Source organism: Kitasatospora setae KM-6054 (assembly GCF_000269985.1).
Lineage (GTDB): Bacteria > Actinomycetota > Actinomycetes > Streptomycetales > Streptomycetaceae > Kitasatospora > Kitasatospora setae.
On record NC_016109.1, the window covers coordinates 4,928,828 to 4,952,310 of the forward strand.

Annotated in this window: 17 protein-coding genes and 1 pseudogene; 12 read left to right on the plus strand and 6 right to left on the minus strand. The window is 74.1% G+C overall.

From position 1 onward, the window contains the following. Positions 1-59 precede the first annotated feature (59 nt). The 5 genes and pseudogenes from KSE_RS21985 to KSE_RS22005 all read left to right on the plus strand — a co-directional run bounded on the left by KSE_RS21985 (position 60) and on the right by KSE_RS22005 (position 5,658). Positions 60-983, plus strand: a complete 924-nt coding sequence (locus tag KSE_RS21985; protein WP_014137543.1) for a ScbA/BarX family gamma-butyrolactone biosynthesis protein — start codon at positions 60-62, stop codon at positions 981-983. After that, a complete protein-coding gene (locus KSE_RS21990; protein WP_014137544.1) occupies positions 980-1,942 on the plus strand; it encodes an NAD-dependent epimerase/dehydratase family protein in 963 nt (320 codons plus the stop codon). The genes KSE_RS21985 and KSE_RS21990 overlap by 4 nt, the downstream gene beginning before the upstream one ends. Beyond that, a complete protein-coding gene (locus KSE_RS21995) occupies positions 1,909-2,901 on the plus strand; it encodes an aldo/keto reductase (RefSeq protein WP_014137545.1) in 993 nt (330 codons plus the stop codon). The genes KSE_RS21990 and KSE_RS21995 overlap by 34 nt, the downstream gene beginning before the upstream one ends. 371 nt (positions 2,902-3,272) lie before the next feature. Further along, positions 3,273-4,696 (plus strand): annotated as a pseudogene (locus KSE_RS22000) (FAD-dependent monooxygenase). Continuing rightward, positions 4,693-5,658 carry an SDR family NAD(P)-dependent oxidoreductase gene (locus KSE_RS22005; RefSeq protein ID WP_014137548.1) on the plus strand — a complete coding sequence of 322 codons (966 nt, stop codon included), beginning with the start codon at positions 4,693-4,695 and terminating at the stop codon, positions 5,656-5,658. Before KSE_RS22000 ends, KSE_RS22005 begins: the two are co-directional and overlap by 4 nt. Before the next feature lie 130 nt (positions 5,659-5,788). Here the strand turns inward: KSE_RS22005 and KSE_RS22010 are convergent, their stop codons facing one another. After that, positions 5,789-6,262 carry a MarR family winged helix-turn-helix transcriptional regulator gene (locus KSE_RS22010; RefSeq protein ID WP_014137549.1) on the minus strand — a complete coding sequence of 158 codons (474 nt, stop codon included), beginning with the start codon at positions 6,260-6,262 and terminating at the stop codon, positions 5,789-5,791. Between the two features lie 189 nt (positions 6,263-6,451). Between KSE_RS22010 and KSE_RS22015 the strand changes: the two genes are divergently transcribed. Beyond that, complete coding sequence (locus KSE_RS22015) at positions 6,452-7,549, plus strand: NAD(P)/FAD-dependent oxidoreductase (protein ID WP_014137550.1); 1,098 nt, start codon at positions 6,452-6,454, stop codon at positions 7,547-7,549. Positions 7,550-7,726: 177 nt separating this feature from the next. Here KSE_RS22015 and serC read toward each other — a convergent pair whose 3' ends face one another. Together serC and KSE_RS22025 are read right to left on the minus strand one after the other, a co-directional pair. Next, entirely contained in the window at positions 7,727-8,845 is a 1,119-nt protein-coding gene (gene serC / locus KSE_RS22020; RefSeq protein ID WP_014137551.1) for a phosphoserine transaminase, read from the minus strand. A gap of 180 nt (positions 8,846-9,025) precedes the next feature. Then, positions 9,026-10,126, minus strand: coding sequence for a citrate synthase 2 (locus KSE_RS22025; RefSeq protein WP_014137552.1), 1,101 nt, complete (start codon positions 10,124-10,126; stop codon positions 9,026-9,028). A 321-nt stretch (positions 10,127-10,447) separates the two neighbouring features. Here KSE_RS22025 and pdxH point away from each other — a divergent pair, with 321 nt between their 5' ends. The 6 genes from pdxH to fxsT all read left to right on the plus strand — a co-directional run bounded on the left by pdxH (position 10,448) and on the right by fxsT (position 20,383). Beyond that, positions 10,448-11,194, plus strand: coding sequence for a pyridoxamine 5'-phosphate oxidase (gene pdxH / locus KSE_RS22030; RefSeq protein WP_014137553.1), 747 nt, complete (start codon positions 10,448-10,450; stop codon positions 11,192-11,194). Between the two features lie 299 nt (positions 11,195-11,493). After that, the gene (gene fxsA, locus KSE_RS39380) at positions 11,494-11,667 is read left to right on the plus strand and encodes an FxSxx-COOH cyclophane-containing RiPP peptide (RefSeq protein ID WP_014137554.1); all 174 of its coding nucleotides are present in this window, start codon (positions 11,494-11,496) and stop codon (positions 11,665-11,667) included. 33 nt (positions 11,668-11,700) lie between these two features. After that, positions 11,701-14,082 carry an FxsB family cyclophane-forming radical SAM/SPASM peptide maturase gene (locus tag KSE_RS22035; protein ID WP_014137555.1) on the plus strand — a complete coding sequence of 794 codons (2,382 nt, stop codon included), beginning with the start codon at positions 11,701-11,703 and terminating at the stop codon, positions 14,080-14,082. Then, on the plus strand, positions 14,079-14,924 hold the full coding sequence (locus tag KSE_RS22040) for an AAC(3) family N-acetyltransferase (protein ID WP_014137556.1): 846 nt from the start codon (positions 14,079-14,081) through the stop codon (positions 14,922-14,924). Before KSE_RS22035 ends, KSE_RS22040 begins: the two co-directional genes overlap by 4 nt. 102 nt (positions 14,925-15,026) lie before the next feature. Continuing rightward, positions 15,027-16,277: a TIR-like protein FxsC gene (locus tag KSE_RS22045; RefSeq protein ID WP_014137557.1), complete on the plus strand. Its 1,251-nt coding sequence runs from the start codon at positions 15,027-15,029 to the stop codon at positions 16,275-16,277. Between the two features lie 104 nt (positions 16,278-16,381). Further along, positions 16,382-20,383, plus strand: a complete 4,002-nt coding sequence (gene fxsT / locus KSE_RS22050) for an FxSxx-COOH system tetratricopeptide repeat protein (protein ID WP_014137558.1) — start codon at positions 16,382-16,384, stop codon at positions 20,381-20,383. A gap of 265 nt (positions 20,384-20,648) precedes the next feature. On the opposite strand, the gene KSE_RS22055 is transcribed toward fxsT, so the two are convergent. The 3 genes from KSE_RS22055 to KSE_RS22065 form a co-directional block, all read right to left on the minus strand. Further along, positions 20,649-21,530: an alpha/beta fold hydrolase gene (locus KSE_RS22055; RefSeq protein ID WP_014137559.1), complete on the minus strand. Its 882-nt coding sequence runs from the start codon at positions 21,528-21,530 to the stop codon at positions 20,649-20,651. A 2-nt stretch (positions 21,531-21,532) separates the two neighbouring features. Beyond that, on the minus strand, positions 21,533-22,462 hold the full coding sequence (locus KSE_RS22060; RefSeq protein ID WP_014137560.1) for a DUF4231 domain-containing protein: 930 nt from the start codon (positions 22,460-22,462) through the stop codon (positions 21,533-21,535). Positions 22,463-22,635: 173 nt separating this feature from the next. Further along, complete coding sequence (locus KSE_RS22065) at positions 22,636-23,385, minus strand: sugar isomerase domain-containing protein (protein WP_014137561.1); 750 nt, start codon at positions 23,383-23,385, stop codon at positions 22,636-22,638. Between the last annotated feature and the right edge of the window lie 98 nt (positions 23,386-23,483).

Below are 23,483 nucleotides of genomic sequence, written 5' to 3' on the forward strand. Positions count from 1 at the left end.
GGCTGCGGACACGCAGCCGATGGGTCGGCCCTGCCCAGAATCAGACAGGAGCGCTGAGGATGACCGATCTTCTCGACACCGTCCGGACCGGGCTCACCACGATCGTTCCGCGTCAGTACGTGCACCGCGCCTCCGTATCGGAAGTGCTGCTCACGGACTGGCGCGCCGCACCGGAGCCCGACGCGTTCGTGGTGCGGGCCCAGTGGCCGCGCGGGCACGCCCTGTTCGCGCAGTCCGGCGGCTACCAGGACCCGTTGCTGCTGATGGAGTCGGTCCGGCAGGCCGGGATGCTGCTCGCGCACGCCGAGTACGGGGTCCAGCTCGGCACCCGGTTCCTCCTGCAGTCCATCCGCTTCTCGGCCGCCGCCGAGCTGCTCGTCGCCACCCCCGCCCCCACCGAGGTCGAACTGCGGGTGGTCGCCCACGGGATCACCCGCCGCGGCTTCCGGGTCACCGGCATGCGCTTCGAGATGACCGTGCTGGTGGACGGCGTGCCGCTGGCCACCGCGGGCGCGGCCGTCGCCTTCACCACCCCGGCGGTGTACGCCCGGCTCCGCGGCGACCTCCCCACCTGGATCCCGCGGCCCGCCGGGCCGGCGGTGGACCCGGCGACGGTCGGCCGCCGCCAGCCCGAGAACGTGGTGCTCGGCGCGCACCCGGAGGGCGGCCCCGGCCGCTGGCGGCTGCGGGTCGACTGCGAGCACCCGATCTTCTTCGACCACCCGGTCGACCACGTCCCCGGCATGCTGCTGATCGAGGGGGCCCGGCAGGCCGCGCACGCCGTCACCGGCCGGCCCGACGGCCTGGTGGTCGACCTGGACAGCTCCTTCCACTCCTACGCCGAGCTCGACGAGTTCTGCGGCATCGAGGCCGAGCGGACGGGCGTCGACCTGGCCGGCGACGCCCACGTCCACGTGCGCGGCGTCCAGGACGGCCGGACGGTGTTCACCACCCGCCTGACCCTGCGCGACCGGACCCGGTGAACGCCCCCGGACCCCGGCCGCCGGGCCGCACCCTGATCACCGGCGCGGCCGGCTTCCTCGGCTCCCACGTCGCCCGCGCGGCGGCCCGCCACGGCGGCGCCCTGGTCCTCGCCGCCCACCACCGCCGGCCCGCGCCGCCGTCCGCCGCCGGGGTGGTGGTGCGGGCCGACCTCGGCGACCCGGCGTCGCTGCGCGGCCTGTGCGACGGCGTCCAGGTGCTGCTGCACTGCGCCTCGGCGGTCGGCGGCAGCCCCGAGCGGAACCGGGCCGTCAACGCCCTCGGCACCGCCGCGCTGCTCGCCGAGGCCGCCCGGGCCGGCGTCGAGCGCGTCGTGTACGTCAGCACCGCCTCCGTCTACGGCCGCGGCCGCTACCTCGGCGAGCGGCCCGAACAGCTCACCCGCCGCCCCGGCTCGCCGACCTCGCGCACCCGCGCGGAGGCCGAGGAGGCGGTCCTGGCGTACGGCGGAACGGTGCTGCGCCCGCACCTGGTGTACGGGCCGGGCGACCGCTGGGTGGTCCCCGGACTGCGGCGGCTGCTGGCCCGGCTGGCCGTCACCCCGACCGGCTGGCGGACCCGGCACTCGGTGATCGCCGCGGACGAACTCGGCACCCTGGTGGCCGCGGTGGGGCACGCCCCGGCCGGACGGCTGCGCTCGCCCGTCTACCACCTGGCCCACCCGGAGCCGGTGCCGGCCGCCGCGCTGCTGGCCGCCGCCGCCCGCTGCGGACCCCGCCCGCCGTCCGCCCCGCTCACCCTCGAACAGGCCCGCGCCCGGGTGGCCGCCGACCCGGCGGCCGCCCACGCGCTGGCCATGCTCGCCGACGACCACTGGTTCGACAGCACGCCGCTCTGGACGGACCTGGGCCGACGCCCGGGCCGCGCCCCCGGAACGGACCTCACCCAGTTCAAGGAGTGGTACCCATGGAGTACGCCAAGCTCGGACGCAGCGGCCTGACGGTCTCCCGGCTGGTGCTCGGCACGATGAACTTCGGCACCGAGACCGACGAGGCCGAGAGCCACGCGATCATGCAGCGCGCCCACGAACAGGGCGTCAACTTCTTCGACACCGCCAACGTCTACGGCACCCGCCCGGGCGAGACCAGCACCGAGGAGATCATCGGCCGCTGGTTCGCCGGCGACCCGGAGCGCCGCGACCGGACCGTGCTGGCCACCAAGGTCTACATCCCGACCGGCAGCCGGCCCAACGAGGGCCGGCTGTCCGCGCTGAACATCCGGCGCGCCTGCGAAGCCTCGCTGAAGCGCCTGCGGACCGACCACATCGACCTCTACCAGATGCACCACATCGACCGGGACACGCCCTGGGACGAGATCTGGGAGGCGCTCGGCGTCCTGCGCCAGCAGGGCAAGGTGCTGTACTTCGGCTCCTCCAACTTCGCCGGCTGGCACCTGGCGCAGGCCCAGGAGGCGGCCCGCTCCCGGCACTTCCTCGGCCTGGTCAGCGAGCAGACCCGGTACAACCTGATGACCCGCTGGGCCGAACTCGAGGTGCTGCCCGCCGCCCGGAACTACGGCATCGGCCTGATCCCGTGGGGCCCGCTGAACGGCGGCGTGCTCGGCGGGGTGCTGCGCAAGCAGCGCGAGGGCGGCGCCGGACGCGGCGTCAGCGGCCACTCCGCCGCCGCGCTCGCCCAGCACCGCGACACCGTCGAGGCGTACGAGAAGCTCTGCGCCGACCTGGGCGCCGACCCGGCCCACGTCGGACTGGCCTGGCTGCTGGCCCAGCCCGGCGTCACCGGCCCGATCATCGGCCCGCGCACCGTCGACCAGGTGGACAGCTCGCTGCGCGCGCTCGACGTCCGGCTCGACGGGTCGGTGCTGCACCGGCTCGACCAGCTGTTCCCGGCGCCCGGCCCGAACGGCGCCAAGCCCGCGCCCGAGGCGTACGCCTGGTAACCCCGCCACCGCCACCGCCCACCCCGGGACCGGAGGCGGTCGAGGTGTGCGGGCCCGCCCCGCACCCGGCCGAGCGGCGCGAGCCGCCGGCCCCCCGAGGCCCGCCGGCCGGTCGCCTTCGGCCGGTCGCGGACCCGCAGGGAGGCCCACCTGAAGGGCACCGGCACCGGCACCGGCGCCCCGCCCCTCCCGTCCGGCTGGACCGTCCGCGACGTGCTCGTCGGACCCCGGCACTCCGCCGCCACCGCCCTGGCGGGCGTCGCGGAGCCGCTCATCACGCTGCGCTCGCTCCCGGTGGCGTGCCTGTTCGACGGCGCGGCGGGACTGCCGCTGTCGGCGGCCCCGCCGCCGGCCCTGAGAAGGAGAGATTCATGGACGCTTCGGTGGTCGTTGTCGGAGCAGGACCAGCCGGGCTGATGCTCGCCGGGGAACTCCGCCTGGCGGGCGCCGACGTGACGGTGCTGGAACGCCACCGCGCCCGCACCGGCGAGCCCCGCGGGATCGGCCTGACCACCGGCACCATGGAGGTGTTCGACCAGCGCGGCCTGCTGCGCCGGTTCGAGCCCCACGACACCGCCGACACCGGCCACTTCGGCGGCGTCCCGTTCGACCCGGGCGTGCTCGCCCCACACCTGCGGCCGGCCCGCACCATCCCGCAGTCGGCGACCGAGCAGGTCCTGGAGGACTGGGCCCGCGAGCTCGGCGCCGACCTGCGGCGCGGCCACGACTACCTCGGCCACCGCGACGAGGGCGACACCGTCACCCTGACGGTCCGCCGGGACGACGGCACCGAGTACGAACTCGCCACCCGCTACCTGGTCGGCTGCGACGGCGGCCGCAGCGCGGTGCGCGAGGACGCCGGGTTCGACTTCCCCGGCACCGCCGCCACCACCGAGATGCTGCTGGCCGACCTGCGCGGCGTCGACCTCGAACCCCGGACGACCGGCGAACACGCCGGCGGCGGCTTCGTGACGGTCGCCGAGCTGCCCGGCGGGATCCACCGGATCATCGTCGGCGAGCACGGCATCCCGCCCCGCCGCCGCACCGGCCCGCCCGCCTTCGAGGAGGTCGCCGACCTGTGGAAGCGGCTCACCGGCATCGACGTCTCGCACGCCGAACCGGTCCGGGTCAGCGCCTTCGGCAACGCCTCCCGGCAGGTCTCCGCGTACCGGCGCGGCCGGGTCCTGCTGGCCGGCGACGCCGCCCACGTGCACCTGCCGGCCGGCGGCCAGGGCATGGACACCAGCCTCCAGGACTCCCACAACCTCGGCTGGAAACTGGCCTCGGTCCTGCGCGGCGACGCCCCCGAGGACCTGCTCGACACCTACCACGCCGAACGGCACCCGGTCGGCCGGGCGCTGCTCGCCGACACCCGCGCGCAGAGCCGGCCGGTGCCCGGCGGCGAGGAGGCCGTTCCGCTGCGCGAGGTGCTCGCCGAACTGGTCGGCCTCCCCGGCGCCACCCGCCACCTGGCCGCCGAGGTCAGCGACAAGGACATCCGCTACGAGGTCGGCGGCGGCGCCAACCCGCTGCTCGGCCGCCGCCTGCCGCACCTGCCGCTCACCACCGCCGACGGCACCGGGACCACCAGCACCGCGCTGCTGCGCGGCGGCCGCGGCGTCCTGCTCGACCTGGAGGACAACCCGGTGCTGCGCCGCCGGGCCCGGCCGACGGCACCGCCGCGCTGCTGGTCCGCCCGGACGGCCACGTGGCCTGGGCCGCCCCCGGCAGCCACCACGACCTGCCCGGCGCGCTCGCCCGCTGGTTCGGCCCCGCCCTCGGGCGGCGCCCGTGACCCGCGTCGACACCGAGGTGCCGGCGGTCGGCGCCGGACCGGTCGGGCTCCTCCCCGCCGCCGAACCGCGGGCCGGCGGCGCCCGCACCATCAGCGGCCCCGACACCCCGGCGCCGCCCGCGCCCACCGCCCCGCCGGCGCCCGGCGCGCCCGCCGCGCCCCGCCCGTACCCCACCCCGCAACCCGGAAGGTCGACCGTGGACAGGCTCACCGACAAGACGGCACTCGTGACCGGCTCCTCCCGGGGCATCGGCCGGGCCACCGCGATCCGGCTCGCCCGCGAGGGCGCCCTGGTCGCGGTGCACTGGACCGCCGACCGGCAGGCCGCCGAGGACACCGTGGCCCTGATCGAGAAGGAGGGCGGCCGGGCCTTCGCGGTCCGCGCCGAACTGGGCGTCCCCGGCGACGTCCACACCCTCTTCCTCGGCCTCGAACGCGGCCTCGAGGAGCGCACCGGCGAGGCCCGGCTGAACATCCTGGTCAACAACGCGGCCGTCACCCCGACCGGCTCCGCCCCCGAGGACCTCACCCCCGAGGAGTTCGACCGCTACTTCGCGGTCAACGCCAAGGCCCCGTACTTCCTCACCCAGCGCGCCGCCGCCCTGATGCCCGACGGCGGACGGATCGTCAACGTCTCCTCCGCGGTGACCCGCACCGCCGCCCCCGACCAGCTCGCCTACGCCATGACCAAGGGCGCGATCGAGCAGCTCACCCTGCACCTGGCGCTGATCCTCGCCCCGCGCGGGATCACCGTGAACAGCGTCGCCCCCGGCATCACCGACAACGGCGGCGCGATCTTCGCCAACCCGGACGCCGTCGCCGCGATGTCCCAGCTGTCCGCCTTCAAGCGGGTCGGCGGCGCCGGCGACGTCGCCGACGTCATCACCTTCCTCACCACCGACGAGGCCCGCTGGATCACCGGCGCCTTCATCGACGCCACCGGCGGCACCCTGCTCACCTGAGGAGGCCCCCGCACGTCGAACCGCGTCCAGTCGGCGGTGGGCCTCGCCCGCGCCGAGCCGGACCTGACCGCGGCCTGACCGCGTCCCGGGCCCGGCCCGTTCCGGGGCGGGGCGGGGCGGGGCGGGTCGTTCAGGGGCGGGCCGGCCCGCTCTCGGGCTCGACGAAGACCACCGGCACGTTGTTGTCCAGCACCACGCGGCCGAGCAGTTCGGCGAGGGATTCCTGCTCCCGGGGGTCGAGCCCGTCCGCCAGCCGCTCGATCCGGCCGCACGCCTCGGTGTAGAAGCGGTCGGCGAGCCGGGCGCCCTTCGGGGTGAGCGCGACCTGCACCGCGCGGCTGTCGCGGGGGTCGGCCTCGCGCCGCACCAGCCCGTTGTTCTCGGTGCGGTCCACCAGCCCGGTGAGGCTGGATTTGGCGAGCCTGAGCATTCCGCTCAACTCGCTCATGCCGTACGGCTGCGCCATCAGGACGCACAGCAGTTTCCCCTGCTGCGGGGTCAGGCCGTGCTCGCGGCCGGACTCGGCGTAGACGGCGTCCACCAGGAACGAGGACCGCACCAGGGCGGCCACCAGTCCGATCCGGTCGTCCTCCTGTTTCGCCACGCGGGGATCCTACCACAGGAATACCGAAAGTTCGCCTGACGAACTTCCGATCGCCTTCACGTCCCTCCATGGTTCCTTCACCGGAATTTGTAGTTCATGAAACTCATTCCGATTGAAGTTCGTAGTACGAATAAGTAAGGTTCGTAGAGCGAACTCAAGCCTTTCCTTTCAGTCTGGAGCGTGAAAACCATGAGTCGTACTGTCGCCGTCGTGGGCGGAGGCTACGGTGGCGCCGCGGTCGCCAAGGCGCTGGAGTCCGAGGCGGACGTCGTCCTGATCGACCCCCGTGACTCCTTCGTCAACGTCGCCGGCTCGCTGCGCGCCGTCACCCGGCCCGACTGGGCCGGCAACGTGTTCTTCCCGTTCGAGACCCTGCTGACCAAGGGCCGCGCCATCCGCGACACCGCGGTCTCGGTCGACGCCAACGGCGTCACCCTCGCCTCCGGCGAGCACGTCCCGGCCGACTACATCGTGCTGGCCACCGGCTCCGACTACGCCTACCCGGCCAATCCGACCTCGGACACCGCGGCCGGCGCGATCGAGGACTTCCGCCGCTCGCACGCCGAGCTGGTCGACGCCGAGCGGATCCTGATCCTCGGCGCGGGCCCGGTCGGCCTGGAGCTGGCCGGCGAGATCAAGGAGGTGTGGCCGGACAAGCAGGTCACCGTCGTCGACCCGGCCGCCCGGCTGCTGCCCGGCTTCGAGGCCGCGGTCGTCGAGGACCTGGACAACCAGCTCGCCGCCCTCGGCGTCGAGGTCCGGCTGGGCACCGGCCTGACCGCGGAGCCGAGCACCGAGCCCGGTGTGGCCGGCGAGTTCACCGTCACCACCACCGCCGGCGACTCGATCACCGCCGACGTCTGGTACCGCGCCTTCGGCACCACCACCAACAGCGGCTACCTCGCCGACGGCAAGCTCACCGCCCGCAACGAGCGCGGCCAGGTCCCCGTCACCGAGAACCTGCACGTCAAGGGCTACACCACGGTGTACGCGATCGGCGACCTCACCGACATCGCCGAGAACAAGATGGCGGGCTTCGCCATGCAGCACGCCGAGGTCGTGGCGAAGAACATCATCGCCCAGCTCAAGGGCGAGCCCCCCACCGAGACCTACCGGCCGCTCGGCTTCCCGATGATCCTGCTGCCGCTCGGCTCCAAGGGCGGCGTCGGCCAACTCCCCTCGCCCGAGGGCCCGTTCGTCGCCCCGGTGTCGATGGTCGTCGAGTTCAAGGGCGCGGACCTGTTCACCGGCCGCTTCCTCGGCCAGTTCGGCCCCAACGCCGCCTGACGGCGCCACCGGGCTCGCCCGACAAAGCCCCAGCCCCGATCACCACCCGGCCCAGCCCCGCGCCGGAGCACGACGACGACCGGGCCGGAACGGGACGGCGCCCCCGCCGAGCACCGAAAAGGCCGCCGCCCCGCGCACCCGGCGCGGGACGGCGGCCTTTCGGCGTTCAGGACGCGGTCAGAGCTGGCCGACCACGTAGTCGATCGCGCCGGTGAGCTTCTCGACGTCCGCCGGGTCGATCGCCGGGAACATCGCGACGCGCAGCTGGTTGCGGCCCAGCTTGCGGTAGGGCTCGGTGTCCACGATGCCGTTGGCACGCAGTGCCTTGGCGACCGCGGCGGCGTCGATCGAGTCGTCGAAGTCGATGGTGCCGACGACCTGCGAGCGCTCCTCCGGCTTGGCCACGAAGGGCTGCGCGAAGGAGGACTTCTCGGCCCAGGAGTACAGGATCGAGGAGGACTCCGCGGTGCGGGCCACCGCCCACTCCAGACCGCCCTGGCCGTTCAGCCACTCCAGCTGGTCGGCCAGCAGGAAGAGGGTGGTGATGGACGGGGTGTTGTACGTCTGGTCCTTCGACGAGTTGTCGATCGCGGTCGGCAGGTCGAAGAACGGCGGGATGTACCGGCCGGAGCCGGCGATCTCCGCGGCGCGCTCCAGCGCGGCCGGCGAGAAGGTGGCCAGCCAGAGGCCGCCCTCGGAGGCGAAGGACTTCTGCGGGGCGAAGTAGTAGACGTCCGTCTCGCGGATGTCGACCGGCAGGCCGCCGGCGCCGGAGGTGGCGTCGACCAGGACCAGCGAGCCGGCGTCCGCGCCCTCGGGGCGGCGGATCGGCATCGCGACACCGGTGGAGGTCTCGTTGTGGGTGAGGCCGTAGACGTCCACACCCGCCTCGGCGACCGGCAGCGGGTGGGTGCCCGGGGCGGTCTTGATCACCGTCGGCTCGGCCAGCCACGGGGCGGCCTTCACGGAGGAGGCGAACTTGGAGGAGAACTCGCCGAAGTCCAGGTGCTGCGACTTCTCGCGCACCAGGCCGAACGCGGCGATGTCCCAGAACGCGGTGGAGCCGCCGTTGCCGAGCACGACCTCGTAGCCCTCGGGCAGCGAGAACAGCTCGGCGACGCCCTGGCGGACGCGCTTCACGATGTTCTTGACCGGCGCCTGGCGGTGGGAGGTGCCCAGCAGGGAGGTTCCGGTGGCGGCGAGGGCACTCAGGGCCTCGGGGCGCACCTTGGAGGGGCCGCAGCCGAAGCGGCCGTCGTTGGGCAGATTGTCGGCGGGGATCTGAATCTGAGCCACGGCCGCAGCCTATCCCCCGGATAGCCGCCCGCGGTACGCCCGTCCGGCCGCTGAGACGTGATCTTGGCCGCCCCGGACAGGCCGCACCGGGACGCGTGACCCCTGGTCAGAGGGGGTGCGCGCGCCCGGTGGCGGCCGTGCCGGCGCCGACGGCCGATCGGCTTTTCACCCGGAAGTGGGTCAGCCGGCGATCTGCTCCCAGCCCTCGATCTGCTCCGGCTTGCGGGCGGCCGGGCCGATGTAGCGGGCGGCCGGGCGGACCAGTCGGCCGGTGCGCTTCTGCTCCAGGATGTGCGCGGACCAGCCGGCCGTGCGGGCACAGGTGAACATCGAGGTGAACATGTGCGCCGGGACCTCGGCGAAGTCCAGCATGATCGCGGCCCAGAACTCGACGTTGGTGGCCAGCACGCGGTCGGGGCGGCGGTTGTGCAGCTCCTCCAGCGCGGCCTTCTCCAGCGCCTCGGCGATCTCGAAGCGCGGCGCGCCGAGCTCCTTGGCGGTGCGGCGCAGCACCCGGGCGCGCGGGTCCTCGGCGCGGTAGACGCGGTGGCCGAAGCCCATCAGCCGCTCGCCCTTGTCGAGGGCGTTGCGGACGTAGCCCGCCGCGTCGCCGGTGCGCTCGATCTCCTCGATCATGCCGAGCACCCGGGACGGCGCGCCGCCGTGCAGCGGGCCGGACATCGCGCCGACCGCGCCGGAGAGCGCCGCCGCGACGTCCGCGCCGGTGGAGGCGATCACCCGGGCGGTGAAGGTGGAGGCGTTCATGCCGTGCTCGGCGGCCGAGGTCCAGTACGCGTCGACGGCCTTGACGTGCTTCGGGTCCGGCTCGCCGCGCCAGCGGATCATGAACCGCTCGACGATCGTCTCGGCCTTGTCGATCTCGCGCTGCGGCACCATCGGCAGGCCCTGGCCGCGGGCCGACTGGGCCACGTACGACAGCGCCATCACGGCGGCCCGGGCGAGGTCGTCGCGGGCCTGCTCGGCGGAGATGTCCAGCAGCGGCTTGAGGCCCCAGACCGGGGCCAGCATGGCGAGGGCGGACTGCACGTCGACCCGGATGTCGCCGGAGTGGACCGGGATCGGGAACGGCTCGGCGGCCGGCAGGCCGGGGGCGAACTTGCCGTCCACCAGCAGGCCCCACACGTGCCCGAAGGAGACCTGGCCGACCAGGTCCTCGATGTCCACCCCGCGGTAGCGCAGCGCCCCGCCCTCGCGGTCGGGCTCGGCGATCTCGCTCTCGAAGGCGACTACACCTTCAAGGCCGGGTACGAAATCCGACATCTGAACGGCTCCTTCAGTGATCCGACGCGGCACGCGGCCGTGGTGGGGCGGCGCGCCGGTGGCCGATGGTGGTTGGCACTCGGTGTCAGATTGTCAGGCACGGAGTGCATTGCGCCATACACCACGACGGTGATGTTTCCCCCACGGGCCGCTCGAACCCCTGTCGTCTCCGGCGTCCTCGGCGGATTTTCGGGGCGTCCCGGGCGATAGCCGGACGATTCCCCGGGCAGCGGGTGGTGAAGCGGTGGCGAGTCACCATATCCCCAGGTGTTTGCCCGGACGTAGCGGCGCCCGGCGCTTGTCGTACGGGATGATGGGAGGGTGCCTACCGCGGAACGCCACCCGAACGCCGAACCGAGTGCCACGTCCCTGCCCGCCGCCGCCGCGGCCGGCCCCGCCGACCCCGGCGGCCCCGCCGAGCGGCCCTGGCCGGACCTGTCGGCGATGCGCGAGCACTACCGGCACGAGGGCCTGGCCGAGGAGGAACTCGCCGAGGACCCCTACCGGCAGTTCGCCCACTGGTTCCAGGAGGCGGGCGAGGCCGGGGTGGCCGAGCCGAACGCGATGGTGCTCTCCACCGCCGACGCCGACGGGCTGCCGTCCTCCCGGACGGTGCTGCTCAAGGGCTACGACGGGCGCGGCTTCGTGTTCTTCACCAACTACGGCTCCCGCAAGGGCACCGACCTGGCGGCCAACCCGAACGCCGCGCTGCTGTTCCCGTGGATCGCGCTGGCCCGCCAGGTGATCGTGGCCGGCCGGGTCGAGAAGGTCGGCCGGGACGAGACCGCCGCCTACTTCCGGACCCGCCCGCACGGCTCGCAGCTGGGCGCCTGGGCCAGCGAGCAGTCCAGCCCGGTGGCCGGCCGCGAGGTGCTGGAGCGGCGCTACGCCGACCTGGCCGCCCGCTACCCCGAGGGCGAGGGCGTCCCGGTCCCGCCGTTCTGGGGCGGCTACCGGGTGGTCCCCCGCACCGTCGAGTTCTGGCAGGGCCGGGAGAACCGCCTGCACGACCGGCTGCGCTACGTCGCCGACGGCGAGGGCTGGCGGGTCGAGCGGCTCTGCCCCTGACGGGGGCGGGCGGTGGCACTCCAGTGCGGGCGCCGATAGCACGAGCGGGTGTGTCGGTATACCGCCGAATGGCTGACCTGCGGAAACTGATGTCGCGTCAACTCTGCCTGGTCAGACGGCAGAAGACCTGATCCAGAGGTTTCAACCGGGCTTCGGTGGGAAGCCGCGGCGGATATGCTTTTGCTGACTCCGCGGGCGGGCATGTTTTTCCCGCGCGCGCGGTTCCAGCGGGCGGGGCCCGTCGTCCCCGCGCGCGCGGTACTTCCATTCGCACGCCTCACTTGAAGAAGGCAACGCCAATGACCACTGCACTTGCCGCAGACCTGTCCGAGCCTCAGGCCGCTTTCGAGCGCGCCGCCTTGGCCGACCTCGCCGCGCTGGACGTCGAGGACCTCACCGCGCAGATCGAACGGGTGCTGCCCGCCGCCGCGTCCCGCCAGGTGGCGGTCGCGGCTTTCCAGTCGTCCATCTGACCGCGCGGTAACTGCCGAATCGGTTCGCCCGAGATGTCCGAAACAGTGCCTTTCAGTCAATTCGTACTGAAAGTCCATAGTCGCTGCGACCTGGCCTGCGACCACTGCTACGTGTACGAGCACGCCGACACGAGTTGGAGCCGCAAGGCCAGAGCGGCCTCGGACGAGGTGCTGGAGCGGACCGCCGGACGGATCGGCGAGCACGCCCGCACTCACCGGCTCCCCGCCGTGCACGTCGTGCTGCACGGCGGGGAACCGCTGCTGGCCGGGCCGGAGCGGCTGCGCCGGGCCGCTGAGCTGCTGCGCGCCGCACTGCCCGCCGGCTGCGCGCTCGACCTGCGGATCCACACCAACGGGGTGCTGCTGAACCGCCGGTTCCTGGAGCTCTTCGCCGAGCAGGGGATCAAGGTCGGCGTCTCGCTGGACGGCGACCGGCTCGCCAACGACCGGCACCGGCTCTTCCCGGACGGCCGCTCCAGCCACGCCAAGGTGCTGGCCGCCCTCGCGCTGCTGCGCGAGCCGGAGTTCCGGCACCTGTACGCCGGGCTGCTGTGCACCATCGACGTCGCCAACGACCCGGTCGCGGTGTACGAGGCGCTGGTCGCCGAGCGGCCGCCGCGGATCGACTTCCTGCTGCCGCACGCCACCTGGGACCACCCGCCGGTCGCCCCCGAGGGCGCCGGGCCGACCCCGTACGCGGACTGGCTGCTGGCGGTCCACCGGCACTGGAGCGAGCGCGGCCGCCCGGTGCCGGTGCGGATCTTCGACTCGGTGCACCGCACCCTGCGCGGCCGCTCCAGCCTCACCGAGTCGCTCGGCCTGGACCCGGCGGACCTGGTGGTCGTCGAGACCGACGGGACGCTGGAGCAGGCCGACAGCCTCAAGACCGCCTACGACGGCGCGCCCGCCACCGGCTTCGACGTGTTCGCGCACAGCCTGGACGAGGTCGCCCGGCACCCGGGCATGCGGGAGCGGCAGTCCGGCCTCGCGGGCCTCGCCGCGCAGTGCCGGGCCTGCCCGGTGGTGCGCAGCTGCGGCGGCGGCCTCTACGCCCACCGATACCGGACCGGCGGGGGCTTCGACCACCCGTCGGTGTACTGCGGGGACCTCTTGAAGCTCATCACCACCATCCGGGACCGGGTCTCGGCCCCCGTCGCCGTGCCCGCCCAGCAGCGCCGGCCGCTGACCGCCGCGCACCTGGACGAACTGGCCGACGGCCTCGGCGGCCCGGACGCCGTCGCCGCCCTCGGCCGGGCCCAACTGGAGCTCTCCCGGCGGCTGGTGACCGCCGTCGGGGCGGCCGGCGGCAGCCCGGCCTGGCAGCTGCTGGCGGAGACCGACCGCACCGCGCCGGGCGCGCTGGACGCGGTGCTCGCCCACCCGTACACCCGGGCCTGGGCGGTGCGCTGCCTGGGCGGGGAGCAGCGGGCCGACCTGGGCGGGCTGGCCGAGCTGGCGGCGGCGGCGGCGGCCCGCGGGCGGGCCGAGTTCGAGCTGGTGCTGCCGGTCCGGGCGGGCTGGCTGCACCTGCCGACGCTGGGACGGCTGCGGCTGGACGGCCGGAGCGAGGCGGTGCTGCGCGGCGGCCCGGACGGGCTGCGCTGCGGGGAGCACACCGTCGGCTGGGACCGGGCCGGCGACCACCTGTGGCAGCCCGTCCGCAAGGTCGCCCTGCCGGGCTGGACGCTCGCCCTGGAGGACACCGACCCGCAGCGCGACAGCCACCAGTGGCCCGCCGCCGACCGGCTGGCGGACGCCGAACTGCTCGACTGGACGGGCGCGTTGCGGGAGGCGTGGGAACTGCTCGGCCGGGACCTGCCCGGCTACGCGGCCGGCATCGCGGCCGGCCTGGCCACCGTCACCCCGCTCGCCCCCGGCCCGGACGGCCGGGACGTCAGCGCCGCCGCCCGGCAGGCGTACGGGGCGGTCGGGATCGCCCGGCCGACCACCGCGCCGGTGCTGGCGCTGCTGCTCGCGCACGAGTTCCAGCACGTCAAGCTCGGTGCCGTGCTCGACCTGTACGACCTGTACGACCCGGCCGACGAGCGGCTCTACCGCGCGCCGTGGCGGCCCGACCCGCGCCCGCTGGAGGGGCTGCTGCAGGGTACCTACGCGCACCTCGCGGTCGCCGCGTACTGGGCGAGCCGGGTGCGGGCGTACGACGGGATCCGGGGCGACGCCGCCACGGCGGCCCGGCGGCAGCTGGCCACCTGGCGGGCGCACACCGCCGACGCGATCGAGACGCTGGCGGGCTCCGGCTCGCTCACCCCGCTCGGCGAGCGCTTCGCCGCCGGGATGCGCACCGGGCTCGCCCCCGCGCTCGCGGTGCCGGTCGGCGCCGCCGCCGAGCGGGCCGCCAGGGAGGCCGTCGCCGCCGACCTGGCCGCCTGGCAGGGCGCGGCGGCCCGGCGGTGACCGGCACGGTGGTCCGCCCGGCCGGGGCGCCCGCGGAGCCGCCGGGGCGCCCGCAGCCGGTCGGCGCGCTCGTCGGGCAGCTGCGGGAGCTGGGCGTGCGGGAGGGCGAGGTGCTGCTGGTGCAGTCCTCGCTGCGGGCGGTCGGACCGGTCGAGGGGGGCGCGCGCGGGGTGGTGGAGGCGCTCGTCCGGGCGCTGGGGGCGCGCGGCACGCTGGTCGTGTACACCGCTACACCCGAGAACTCCCGCACCTCCCCGTACTACCGGGCCGCCACCGCCGGGCTGACCCCCGCCGAACTGGCCGAATACCACCGGGGGATGCTCGCCTGGGACCGCCTGCGCACCCCCGCCTCGCCCACCATGGGCCGGCTCGCCGAGGAGGTCAGGCTGCGGCCCGGCGCGCTGCGCAGCGCGCACCCGCAGACCTCGTTCACCGCGCTCGGGCCCGCCGCCGCCGACCTGACCGCCGGACACCTGCTGGAGTGCCACCTCGGCGAGGACTCGCCGGCCGGCCGGCTCTACCGGGCGGGCGCCCGCTGCCTGATGATCGGCGTGCCGGTGTGGTGCTGCACCCCCCTCCACCTGCTGGAGTACTGGCAGCCCGACCGGCCCGAGCAGCAGTACACCTGCGTGCGGAGCGGCCCGGCGGGCGAGCGCGAACTGCTCCGGTTCACCGGCGTCCGGCTGTTCGACCGGCACTTCCCCGCGATGGGCGACCTGCTCGACCGGGAGCTCGGCGACGCGCTGCGCCGGGGCCCGGTCGGCCGGGCCCCGAGCTTCCTGATGCCGATCCGGGAGGCGGTCGACCTCGCCGCCAAGTGGTATCCGAACAGGGCGGGTTGAGTCCGGATCAGATCAAGGCCCTATTCCATTCGGACCGCCGGTCTTCCTACACTTGAGACCCTTTCGGGGGAACAGTGACAGGCGGGCTCGGGGGAGGCGCGTGTGAACAGCGGGGCCGGCCAGAGGAAGGACGCGCCCAGGCCGTACTTCTTCCTCAGTTACGCGCACACGCCCCGGATCAACTCGCGGGGCGCGGCCGACCCCAACCTGTGGGTGGCGAAGCTCTACCAGGACCTGTGCGAGGCGATCCTGCAGATCACCGACGCGCCGTCCGGCCACCCGGTCGGGTTCATGGACCGCTCCATGCACCAGGGCCAGAAGTGGGCCGAGCGGCTCTCCCGGGAGCTGGCCAGCTGCCGGGTCTTCGTGCCGCTGTACTCGCCGCGCTACTTCAAGTCCGAGGCGTGCGGCCGGGAGTGGCACCTGTTCAGCCGCCGCTCGGTCTACCAGCGGCGGCCCACCGCCGAGCGGATGACCGGCATCGTCCCGGCGCTCTGGGTCTCGATGGAGCACTACCAGCTGCCCCGGGTGGCCGGCGAACTCCAGTTCAACCACGACAGCTTCGGCGCCGAGTACGCCACCGAGGGCCTGTACGCGCTGATGAAGATCGCCGCGTTCAGCTCCGAGTACCACACCGCCGTGTGGCGCCTCGCCCGGCGGATCGTCGACGTCGCCGAGCAGACCGTCATCCCCACCGGCCAGGTGCTCGACTTCGAGTCCCAGCCGTCCGCCTTCGACCAGCCCGACACCGCCGACCAGGTCCGGATCTCGGTCTTCTCCTACCAGGACCGCGAACTGCCCCCGCAGCGCTCCGCCACCTGGTACGGCGAACAGCGCACCGACTGGCAGCCCTACCGCCCCGACTCCTCCCGGCCGCTCGCCCAGGACGCCGCCGACATCGCCCGCGGCATGGGCTTCCTGCCCACCGTCCGGGAGTTCGACGAGGAGGCCGAGCAGTTACTGGCCGGCGGGCCGCCCGCCCCCTGCGTGCTGCTGGTCGACCGCTGGGCTTTCCTGGACGGGCGGCGCTCCGACCTGGTGCGCCGGCTCGACCGGCGCAACCACGGCACGGTCGCCGTCATCGAACCCTGGAACCGCGACGACCAGCAGAGCCGCGACCACGAGCGGATGCTCAACGACCTCGGCGACGGCGTGCTGCCGGTCAGCCGCGGCGCCCGCCGCCGGCCCAGCCTGCGCGACGAGGGCGGCGGCGGCACCCCCGGCAGCATCGAGGAGTTCCGCGGCGAGATGGAACGCGCCGTGATGCGCGCCTGCACCGCCCACGAGCAGCAGCAGCGCGGCGGACCCGACGACGACGGGCCGGTCGACCGCAGACCCAGCATCGGGCCCTGAGCCCGGGCACGGCACCAGCAAGGCACCGGGCGGTCGGGACTCCGGCCGGTGAGCACGGCGTGCGCACCACGACGGGCACCCAAGGGCCCGGGGGAGGGAACGTCATGACCGAGAGGCCGACGAAGGGCCCGCAGATCCAGGCCCGCCGCCGCGACGCCACCATCGAGAACCGGCACGGCCGGATCATCACCTTCTACTCCTACAAGGGCGGCACCGGCCGCACCATGGCGCTCGCCAACAGCGCCTGGATCCTCGCCGCCAACGGCTACCGGGTGCTGGTCGTCGACTGGGACCTGGAGGCCCCCGGCCTCGCCCAGTTCTTCCGGCCGTTCCTCAACCCCGAGGTGGTCGCCGCCACCACCGGCATCATGGACCTGTTCGGCGACTACCTCGAAGAGGCCCGCCGCCCGGTCGACCGCGACCCCGAGTGGATCGAGGACTTCGCCCGGATCCACCCGCACGCCCTCTCGCTGGCCTGGCCGCACTTCCCCGGCGGCGGCCGGATCGACCTCGTCCCGGCCGGCCAGCAGAACCGCGACTACTCGGTGGCCCGGCTCGACTGGGACCTGCTCTACGAGCGCTACGAGGGCCGCCGGTTCATCCAGTCGCTGCGCGCCGACATGAAGCGCCGCTACGACTACGTGCTGATCGACAGCCGCACCGGCCTCACCGACACCGCCGACATCTGCACCGTCGAGATGCCCGACGACCTGGTGGTCTGCTTCACCCTCAGCGACCAGTCGATCGACGGCGCCTCCCGGATCGCCCGGGTCATCGAGGACCGCTACGGCGACCGCGACATCCGGATCATGCCCGTCCCGATGCGGATCGACGAGGGCGAGAAGGAGAAGGCCGACGCCGGCCGCGCGCTGGCCCGGATCAAGTTCGCCGGCCTGCCCGCCGGCTTCGGCGAGTCCGACCTGGCCCGCTACTGGGCCGGCGTCGAGATCCCCTACCGGCCGTTCTACGCGTACGAGGAGATCCTCGCCCCGTTCGGCGACCAGCCCGGCCTGCCCGGCTCGATGCTCGCCGCCAACGAGCGGCTCACCCGGGAGATCACCCAGGGCCGGGTCGCCGGACTGCCGCCGATGGCCGAGGACCTGCGGCTGCGCTTCCTCGACGGCTTCGCCCGCCGCCGCCCCACCGCCCCCGCCGACCTGTACCTCAGCTACGTCCCCGAGGACCGGGCCTGGGCCGACTGGATCTCCGCGCTGCTCACCGACGCCGGCTACCGGGTCGTCCCGCGCGACGCCGGGGCCGGCGCCAACCCGCGCGAGGCCACCGGGCGCGGCATCGACTCCGCCTACCGCACCGTCGCGCTGCTCTCCGCCGCCTACCTGCAGTCGCCGCAGGCCCAGGCGCTGTGGGACCGCACCGTGCTGGCCGACCCGGCCGGCGCCCGGCGCCAGCTGATCCCGGTCCGGGTCTCCGACGTCCGCCTCAACGCGCCCTACAACAACCGCAACCCGGTCGACCTGATCGGCCGCGACGAGCCCGCCGCCGCCACCGCCCTGCTGCGCGCCCTCGGCCGCACCGAGACCGAACCGCCCGAGCGCAGCCCCGGCGCGCCGCGCTTCCCCGGCACCAAGCCCACCCACTGGGAGGTGCCGCAGCGCAACCACTCCTTCACCGGCCGGGTCAAGGTCCTCGACGACCTGCGGGCCCAACTCGCCGGCGGCACCACCGCGGTGCTGCCGCCGCCGCAGACCCTGTACGGCCTCGGCGGCGTCGGCAAGACCCAGGTCGCGCTGGAGTACGCGCACCGCTACATGTCGCACTACGACCTGGTCTGGTGGATCGACGCCGAGCAGAGCGAGAACGTCGTCGTCGACCTCGCCGACCTCGCCGGACGGCTCGGACTGCGGGTCGGCGACAACGTCAGCGAGGCCGCGCAGGCCGCCCGCGACGCGCTCCGGCAGGGCATCCCGACCTCCAACTGGCTGCTGATCTTCGACAACGCGGACGAGCCCGCCGAGATCCGCCGGTTCTTCCCCGACGGCCCCGGCCACATCCTGGTCACCTCCCGCAACCAGGGCTGGTCCGGGCAGGCCGGCGTGCTCAACGTCGACGTGTTCGACCGCACCGAGTCCGTCGACCACCTCACCCGCCGGGTCCGCGGCCTGTCCCGCCCCGACGCCGACCGGGTCGCCGAGGCCGTCGGCGACCTGCCGCTCGCCGTCGAGGTCGCCGCCGCCTGGCTGGAGACCACCCGCACCCCCGTCGACACCTACGTCAACCAGCTCAAGGCCGAGGCCACCAAGGTCCTCGCGGCCGGCGAGACCCCCGTCGACTACCCCACCCCCGTCGGCCTCACCTGGAACGTCTCCATCACCCGGCTGCGCGAGCAGTCGCCCGCCGCCGTCCGGCTGCTCGAACTCTGCGCGTTCTTCGCCCCCGAGCCGATCTCGCTGCGGCAGTTCTTCTTCTCCGAGCAGATGCGGCTCGCCCTCGTCCCCTACGACGAGGAACTCACCGACACCTTCCTGCTCGGCAAGGTGCTGCGCGCCGTCAGCCGCTACGCGCTGGCCAAGACCGACGCCGGCTCCGACTCCTTCCAGGTGCACCGCCTCGTCCAGGCCGTCGTCCGCAGCGGCATGCCCGAGGCCGAACGCAACCTCGCCATGCACCAGGTGCACCGCATCCTGGTCAACGCCCGGCCCCAGCGCGGCGACACCGACGACCCCGCCAACTGGCCCACCCTGGAGAAGATCTGGCCGCACCTCACGCCGTCCAGGGCCCAGGACTGCGACGAGCGCGAGGTCCGCGAACTGCTCATCGACCGGGTCCGCTACCTGTGGAAGCGCGTCGACCTCGAACAGGCCCTGCAACTCGGCCGCCAGCTCGACGCCGCCTGGACGGTCCGCGCCGAGACCGAACCCGACCCCGCCGAACAGAAGATCTGGCGCCGGCAGATCCTCAGCCTGCGCCTGCAGATCGCCAACGTGCTGCGCTCCCAAGGCTCCTACGGCGACTCGCTGGCCCTCAACCAGGCCACCCTGCTCGGCCAGCGCGAACTCCTCGGCGAACACCACCCGTACACCCTGATGACCGCCAACTCGATGGCCGCCGACCTGCGCTACCTCAACCGGTTCCAGGAAGCGCTCGCCCTCGACCAGGACACCTACAACCAGTTCGTCGAACTCTTCGGCGAGGACGACCCGCGCACCCTCACCGTCGCCAACAACCTCGCCATCGACCACCGCCTCGTCGGCAACCCGCTGGCCGCCCGCGAGCTCGACCAGGACACCGTCGAACGCGGCTCCGCCGTCCGCGGCCCGCACCACCCCTACACCCTCGGCACCAAGTCCAACCTGGCCCGCGACCTGCGCGAGATGGGCGACTACAAGGGCTCGGTCGAACTGCTCCGCGAGGTCACCGAAGCCTTCGCCGACCTCCCGCAGTCCGACCTGCCCGAGGAACTCCGCAACGCCAAGTCACTCGCCGTCTCGCTCCGCCGGGCCGGCCAGTACGCCGAAGCCCGCGAACTCACCGAACGCACCTACGAGCGGTACGTCGACCTGTTCGGCCCCGACTTCGCCGACACCCTCGCCTGCCGGCTCAACCTCGCCGCCGACCACAGCGCCGCCGGCGACAAGGAGACCGCCCGGGACATCGCCACCGACGCCTACGAAGGCCACCAGCGGCTCTTCGGCGACGACCACCCCTTCACCTTCGCCTGCGAGAACAACCTCGCCATCTACCTCCGCGGCTCCGGCGACCTCGAAGGCGCCATCGCCCACGGCCGCACCGCCGCCGCCGGCCTCGCCCGCGTACTCGGCGACGACCACCCCTTCGTCCTCAACGCCAACATCAACCTCGCCAACGCGCTCGCCGAGAACGGCCAGTACGACGAGGCCGAGACACTCGGCCGCACCGCCTACGACGGCCTGGTCGAGCGCTACAGCGCCACCCACCCCGACGCCCTCATCTGCCGCGCCAACCTCGCCGTCACCCTCCGCTCGGCCGGCCGCCGCGGCGAGGCCGAAGCCCTGCGCATGCAGGCGGTCGCCGGCCTCGTCGAACTCTTCGGCGAGGACCACCCGTCCGTCGTCGCCGCCCGCAGCTGGCAGCGCAGCAACCGCGACCTGGAACCGCAACCGCTGTAAGGCGGGGGCGCGGGCGGGAGAGGGACCGGGGCAGGAACGGGCCGGGGGAACCGCGCGGCACACCACTCACGCATGGTTCCCCCGGCCCGCGCCCCGCCTCCCGCTGCGCGGTGCTGTGCCCGTGCTGGCGTGGTGTCGTGCCCCCGCTGTGCGGTGTCGTGCCGGTGCTTCGCCGGGCTGCCGCCTTGCTGTGCTTCCTGGGCCTGGTCGCCGCCCCGCTGGGCTTTGTCCGTGCCGGGCCTGCGCTTCGCCGCGCCCCGCGCGGCTAGGCGTGGGCGGCCCAGCGGATGGCGCCGGTCATCTCCTTGAGGGAGCCGAAGTGCGCGGCGCCCGGTTCGAGGTAGAGCTGGGCGCCGGGGATGTGGTCGGCGAGCCAGGAGGAGTGGCCGACGGGGGAGAACTTGTCGTCGGCGCCGTGCCAGATCCGGACCGGGACGCCGATGGTGTCGACGGTGAAGCCCCAGTCGGCGATGAAGGCCAGCACGTCGTCGATCCAGCCGTCGGCGCCGTACCGGAACGCCTGCCGGTAGGTGGAGTGGAGCATCCGGCGGATGCCGATGTCGGCGACCACGGTGCGGTCCGGTGTGGAGAGTTCGGGCACCAGGTTGCGGATCAGCTGGGCCGGGTCGCGGCGGATCACCCGGGACCGGACCTGGAACGGGCCGGAGATCCGGGGCGGGCCCAACTCGGCCTGGCGGTAGGCGCGTTCGTTGGACGGGGTCATGCCGTCGAACCAGTCGAGGCCGTCCGCGTGGCGCGGGGCCAGCGAGACCTGGGTGGCGGCCCTGAGCACCCGCTCGGGCAGCAGCGCGGCGCAGGCCAGCGCGTGCGGGCCGCCGCCGGAGCGGCCGACCACGGCGAAGCGGTCGAGGCCGAGCGCGTCGGCGATGGTCGTGACGTCGGCTGCGGCGGCGGCGACGTCCCGGCCGGGCAGTCGGGTGGACTCGCCGTAGCCGGGGCGGTCGAACGAGATCAGCCGGACCCCCATCCGGGCCAGCACGGCGCCGCGCGGGGCCGGGCCGACCCGGCTGCCGGGGGTGCCGTGCAGCAGGAACACGGGCCTGCCGGAAGGGTCCCCGGACGTCTCGACGGCGAGGACGCCGCCGTCCGGCGTATCGATCTTCCGTGTCGCCACGCGGCTCTCCATGGTCAGCTGGGGATGTCGAGGCTGCGCACCTCGCGGCGGGCCTGCCAGGTGGTGTGCTCCCGGGAGATGGCGTCCTCGGCGTCCCGGGCGAGCCGGGCCCAGATCTCCTCGGCGTCCGCGGCGCCCAGGTCGGCGGCGGCCAACTGGGCTTCCACCTTGGAGAGTTCGGCGGCCGCCAGGGTGTAGGCGGCGGCCTGCGGGCGGTACTGGCGGAGCTGGGCCCAGGCCGAGATGGACGCGGCGACGGCGGAGATCGAGCCGAGCGCGTCGAAGCTGAACTCGCCGAGCGCCCGCAGCACGGCGAGCAGCAGGCCGAGGGCGGGCAGCACGATGGCGAGCCGGCCGACCCGGCGGGTCGCGTTGCGGCACTGGATGGCCTTGGCCTGGTACCACTGGCGCTGGCTCTGCACCCGCTCGCGCAGGTAGACCTCGCGGCGCACCGGCAGCGGCTGGTCGCGCAGCCGCTCCATGGTCTCGGTGATCTGCGGGTGGCGGGCCGGGGCGCGCCAGGTGCTGAGCTCGGCGGTGACTCCGGGGGAGACCAGGTCGGTGTCGAACTCGCCCAGGATTCCCGACAGTTGGATGTCGTAGAGGCGGTCGGCGTCGGGCAGCTTGCGCGGCGGCGGCTGGTAGGAGTCGGCCCGCACCGCGTACTTCCACACCAGGGTCTTCACCGACTCGGCGACCGCCCGGCCGTCGTACCAGAGCCGCTGCGGGTTCTGCCGGGCCACCGTGACGGCGATGAACAGCGCGCCGAGGTAGGCCGCGGCGGCGGCCCAGGCCCAGACCGCGCCGTCCGCCGAGCCGGCGAAGGCGGCGCCGACCAGCAGCAGCAGTTCCCAGCGGGAGAGCGCCACCGCCCGGGCCTGCCCCTGCAGGGACGCGCCGTCGGCGGCCCAGAAGACGCGCGGGAGCAGGTCCTGCTCCCGCACGAAGCCGATCGAACGCCCAGCCCCAGCCCCAGCCGCCATCCCCGCCCCCGCAGCGCAAGTCCCACCGGTCTCGGGAGTCCTGCCCAGTGACGGGCGAACTCACACGAGGCGTACCGGAGTTGGCCGAATGGGGCGGGTCCGCGCCACGGTCCGGGGGCGGATCGGGGCGCGGGCTACCAGGCGTAGAAGATCCGGTCCGCGTTGTCGGCGATCACCTTGTTGTTCCACTCGGTGCCGCCGTCCACGTTGCCGGAGCGGAACAGCGGCGGGGTGATGCCGCGGTCGGCCAGCTTGGCGATCGCCGAGGCGGTCACCGACTGCATCAGGGCGCTGGTGGTGATGGTCGACACCGAGCCGAACGGGGCGCCCGCGCCGGGGTGGTCGAGCTCGCCGTCGCCGAGGCCGATCTTGCTGTCCAGGACGACGTCGCAGTTGTCCTTCAGGTAGGTGCCGGACGGGTCGTTGGAGCTGACCGCGCCCGGGTAGGCCAGCGAGGTCACGCCGATCACCTTCAGGCCGCGGTCGCGGGCGTGCCGGGCCAGCTCGACCGGCATCACCTGGCGGCCGGAGAGCGAGATCACGAACAGCAGGTCGCCGCTGCGCGCCGGGGTCAGGTCGAGCGTGGTGGTGGCCAGGCCGGAGACCCGCTCCAGGGCGCTGCCCAGGTGCGCGGGCATCACGTTGACGCCGGTCATCCCGGGCACGTTCAGCAGGTTCATCACGACCAGCCCGCCGGCCCGGTAGACCACGTCCTGGGCGGCCAGCGAGGAGTGCCCGGCGCCGTAGGTGAAGATCCGCCGCCCGTGCTCGACGGCCTCGGCCAGCAGCTCGGCGGCGGCCTCGATGTTCTCCCCCTCCTCGGCGCGGATCCGCTCCAGGTGGGCCACGGCGGCGTCCAGGTACCGGCCGACCAGTTCGCTCATCTCTGCTCCGTACGGGCTCGGGCGCGGCCGGTGGTCCAGACCGCTGGTGGGAGAAAGCTACGGCGTGCACGGTGGCCCGCGCCGGACCCGGCTGTCAA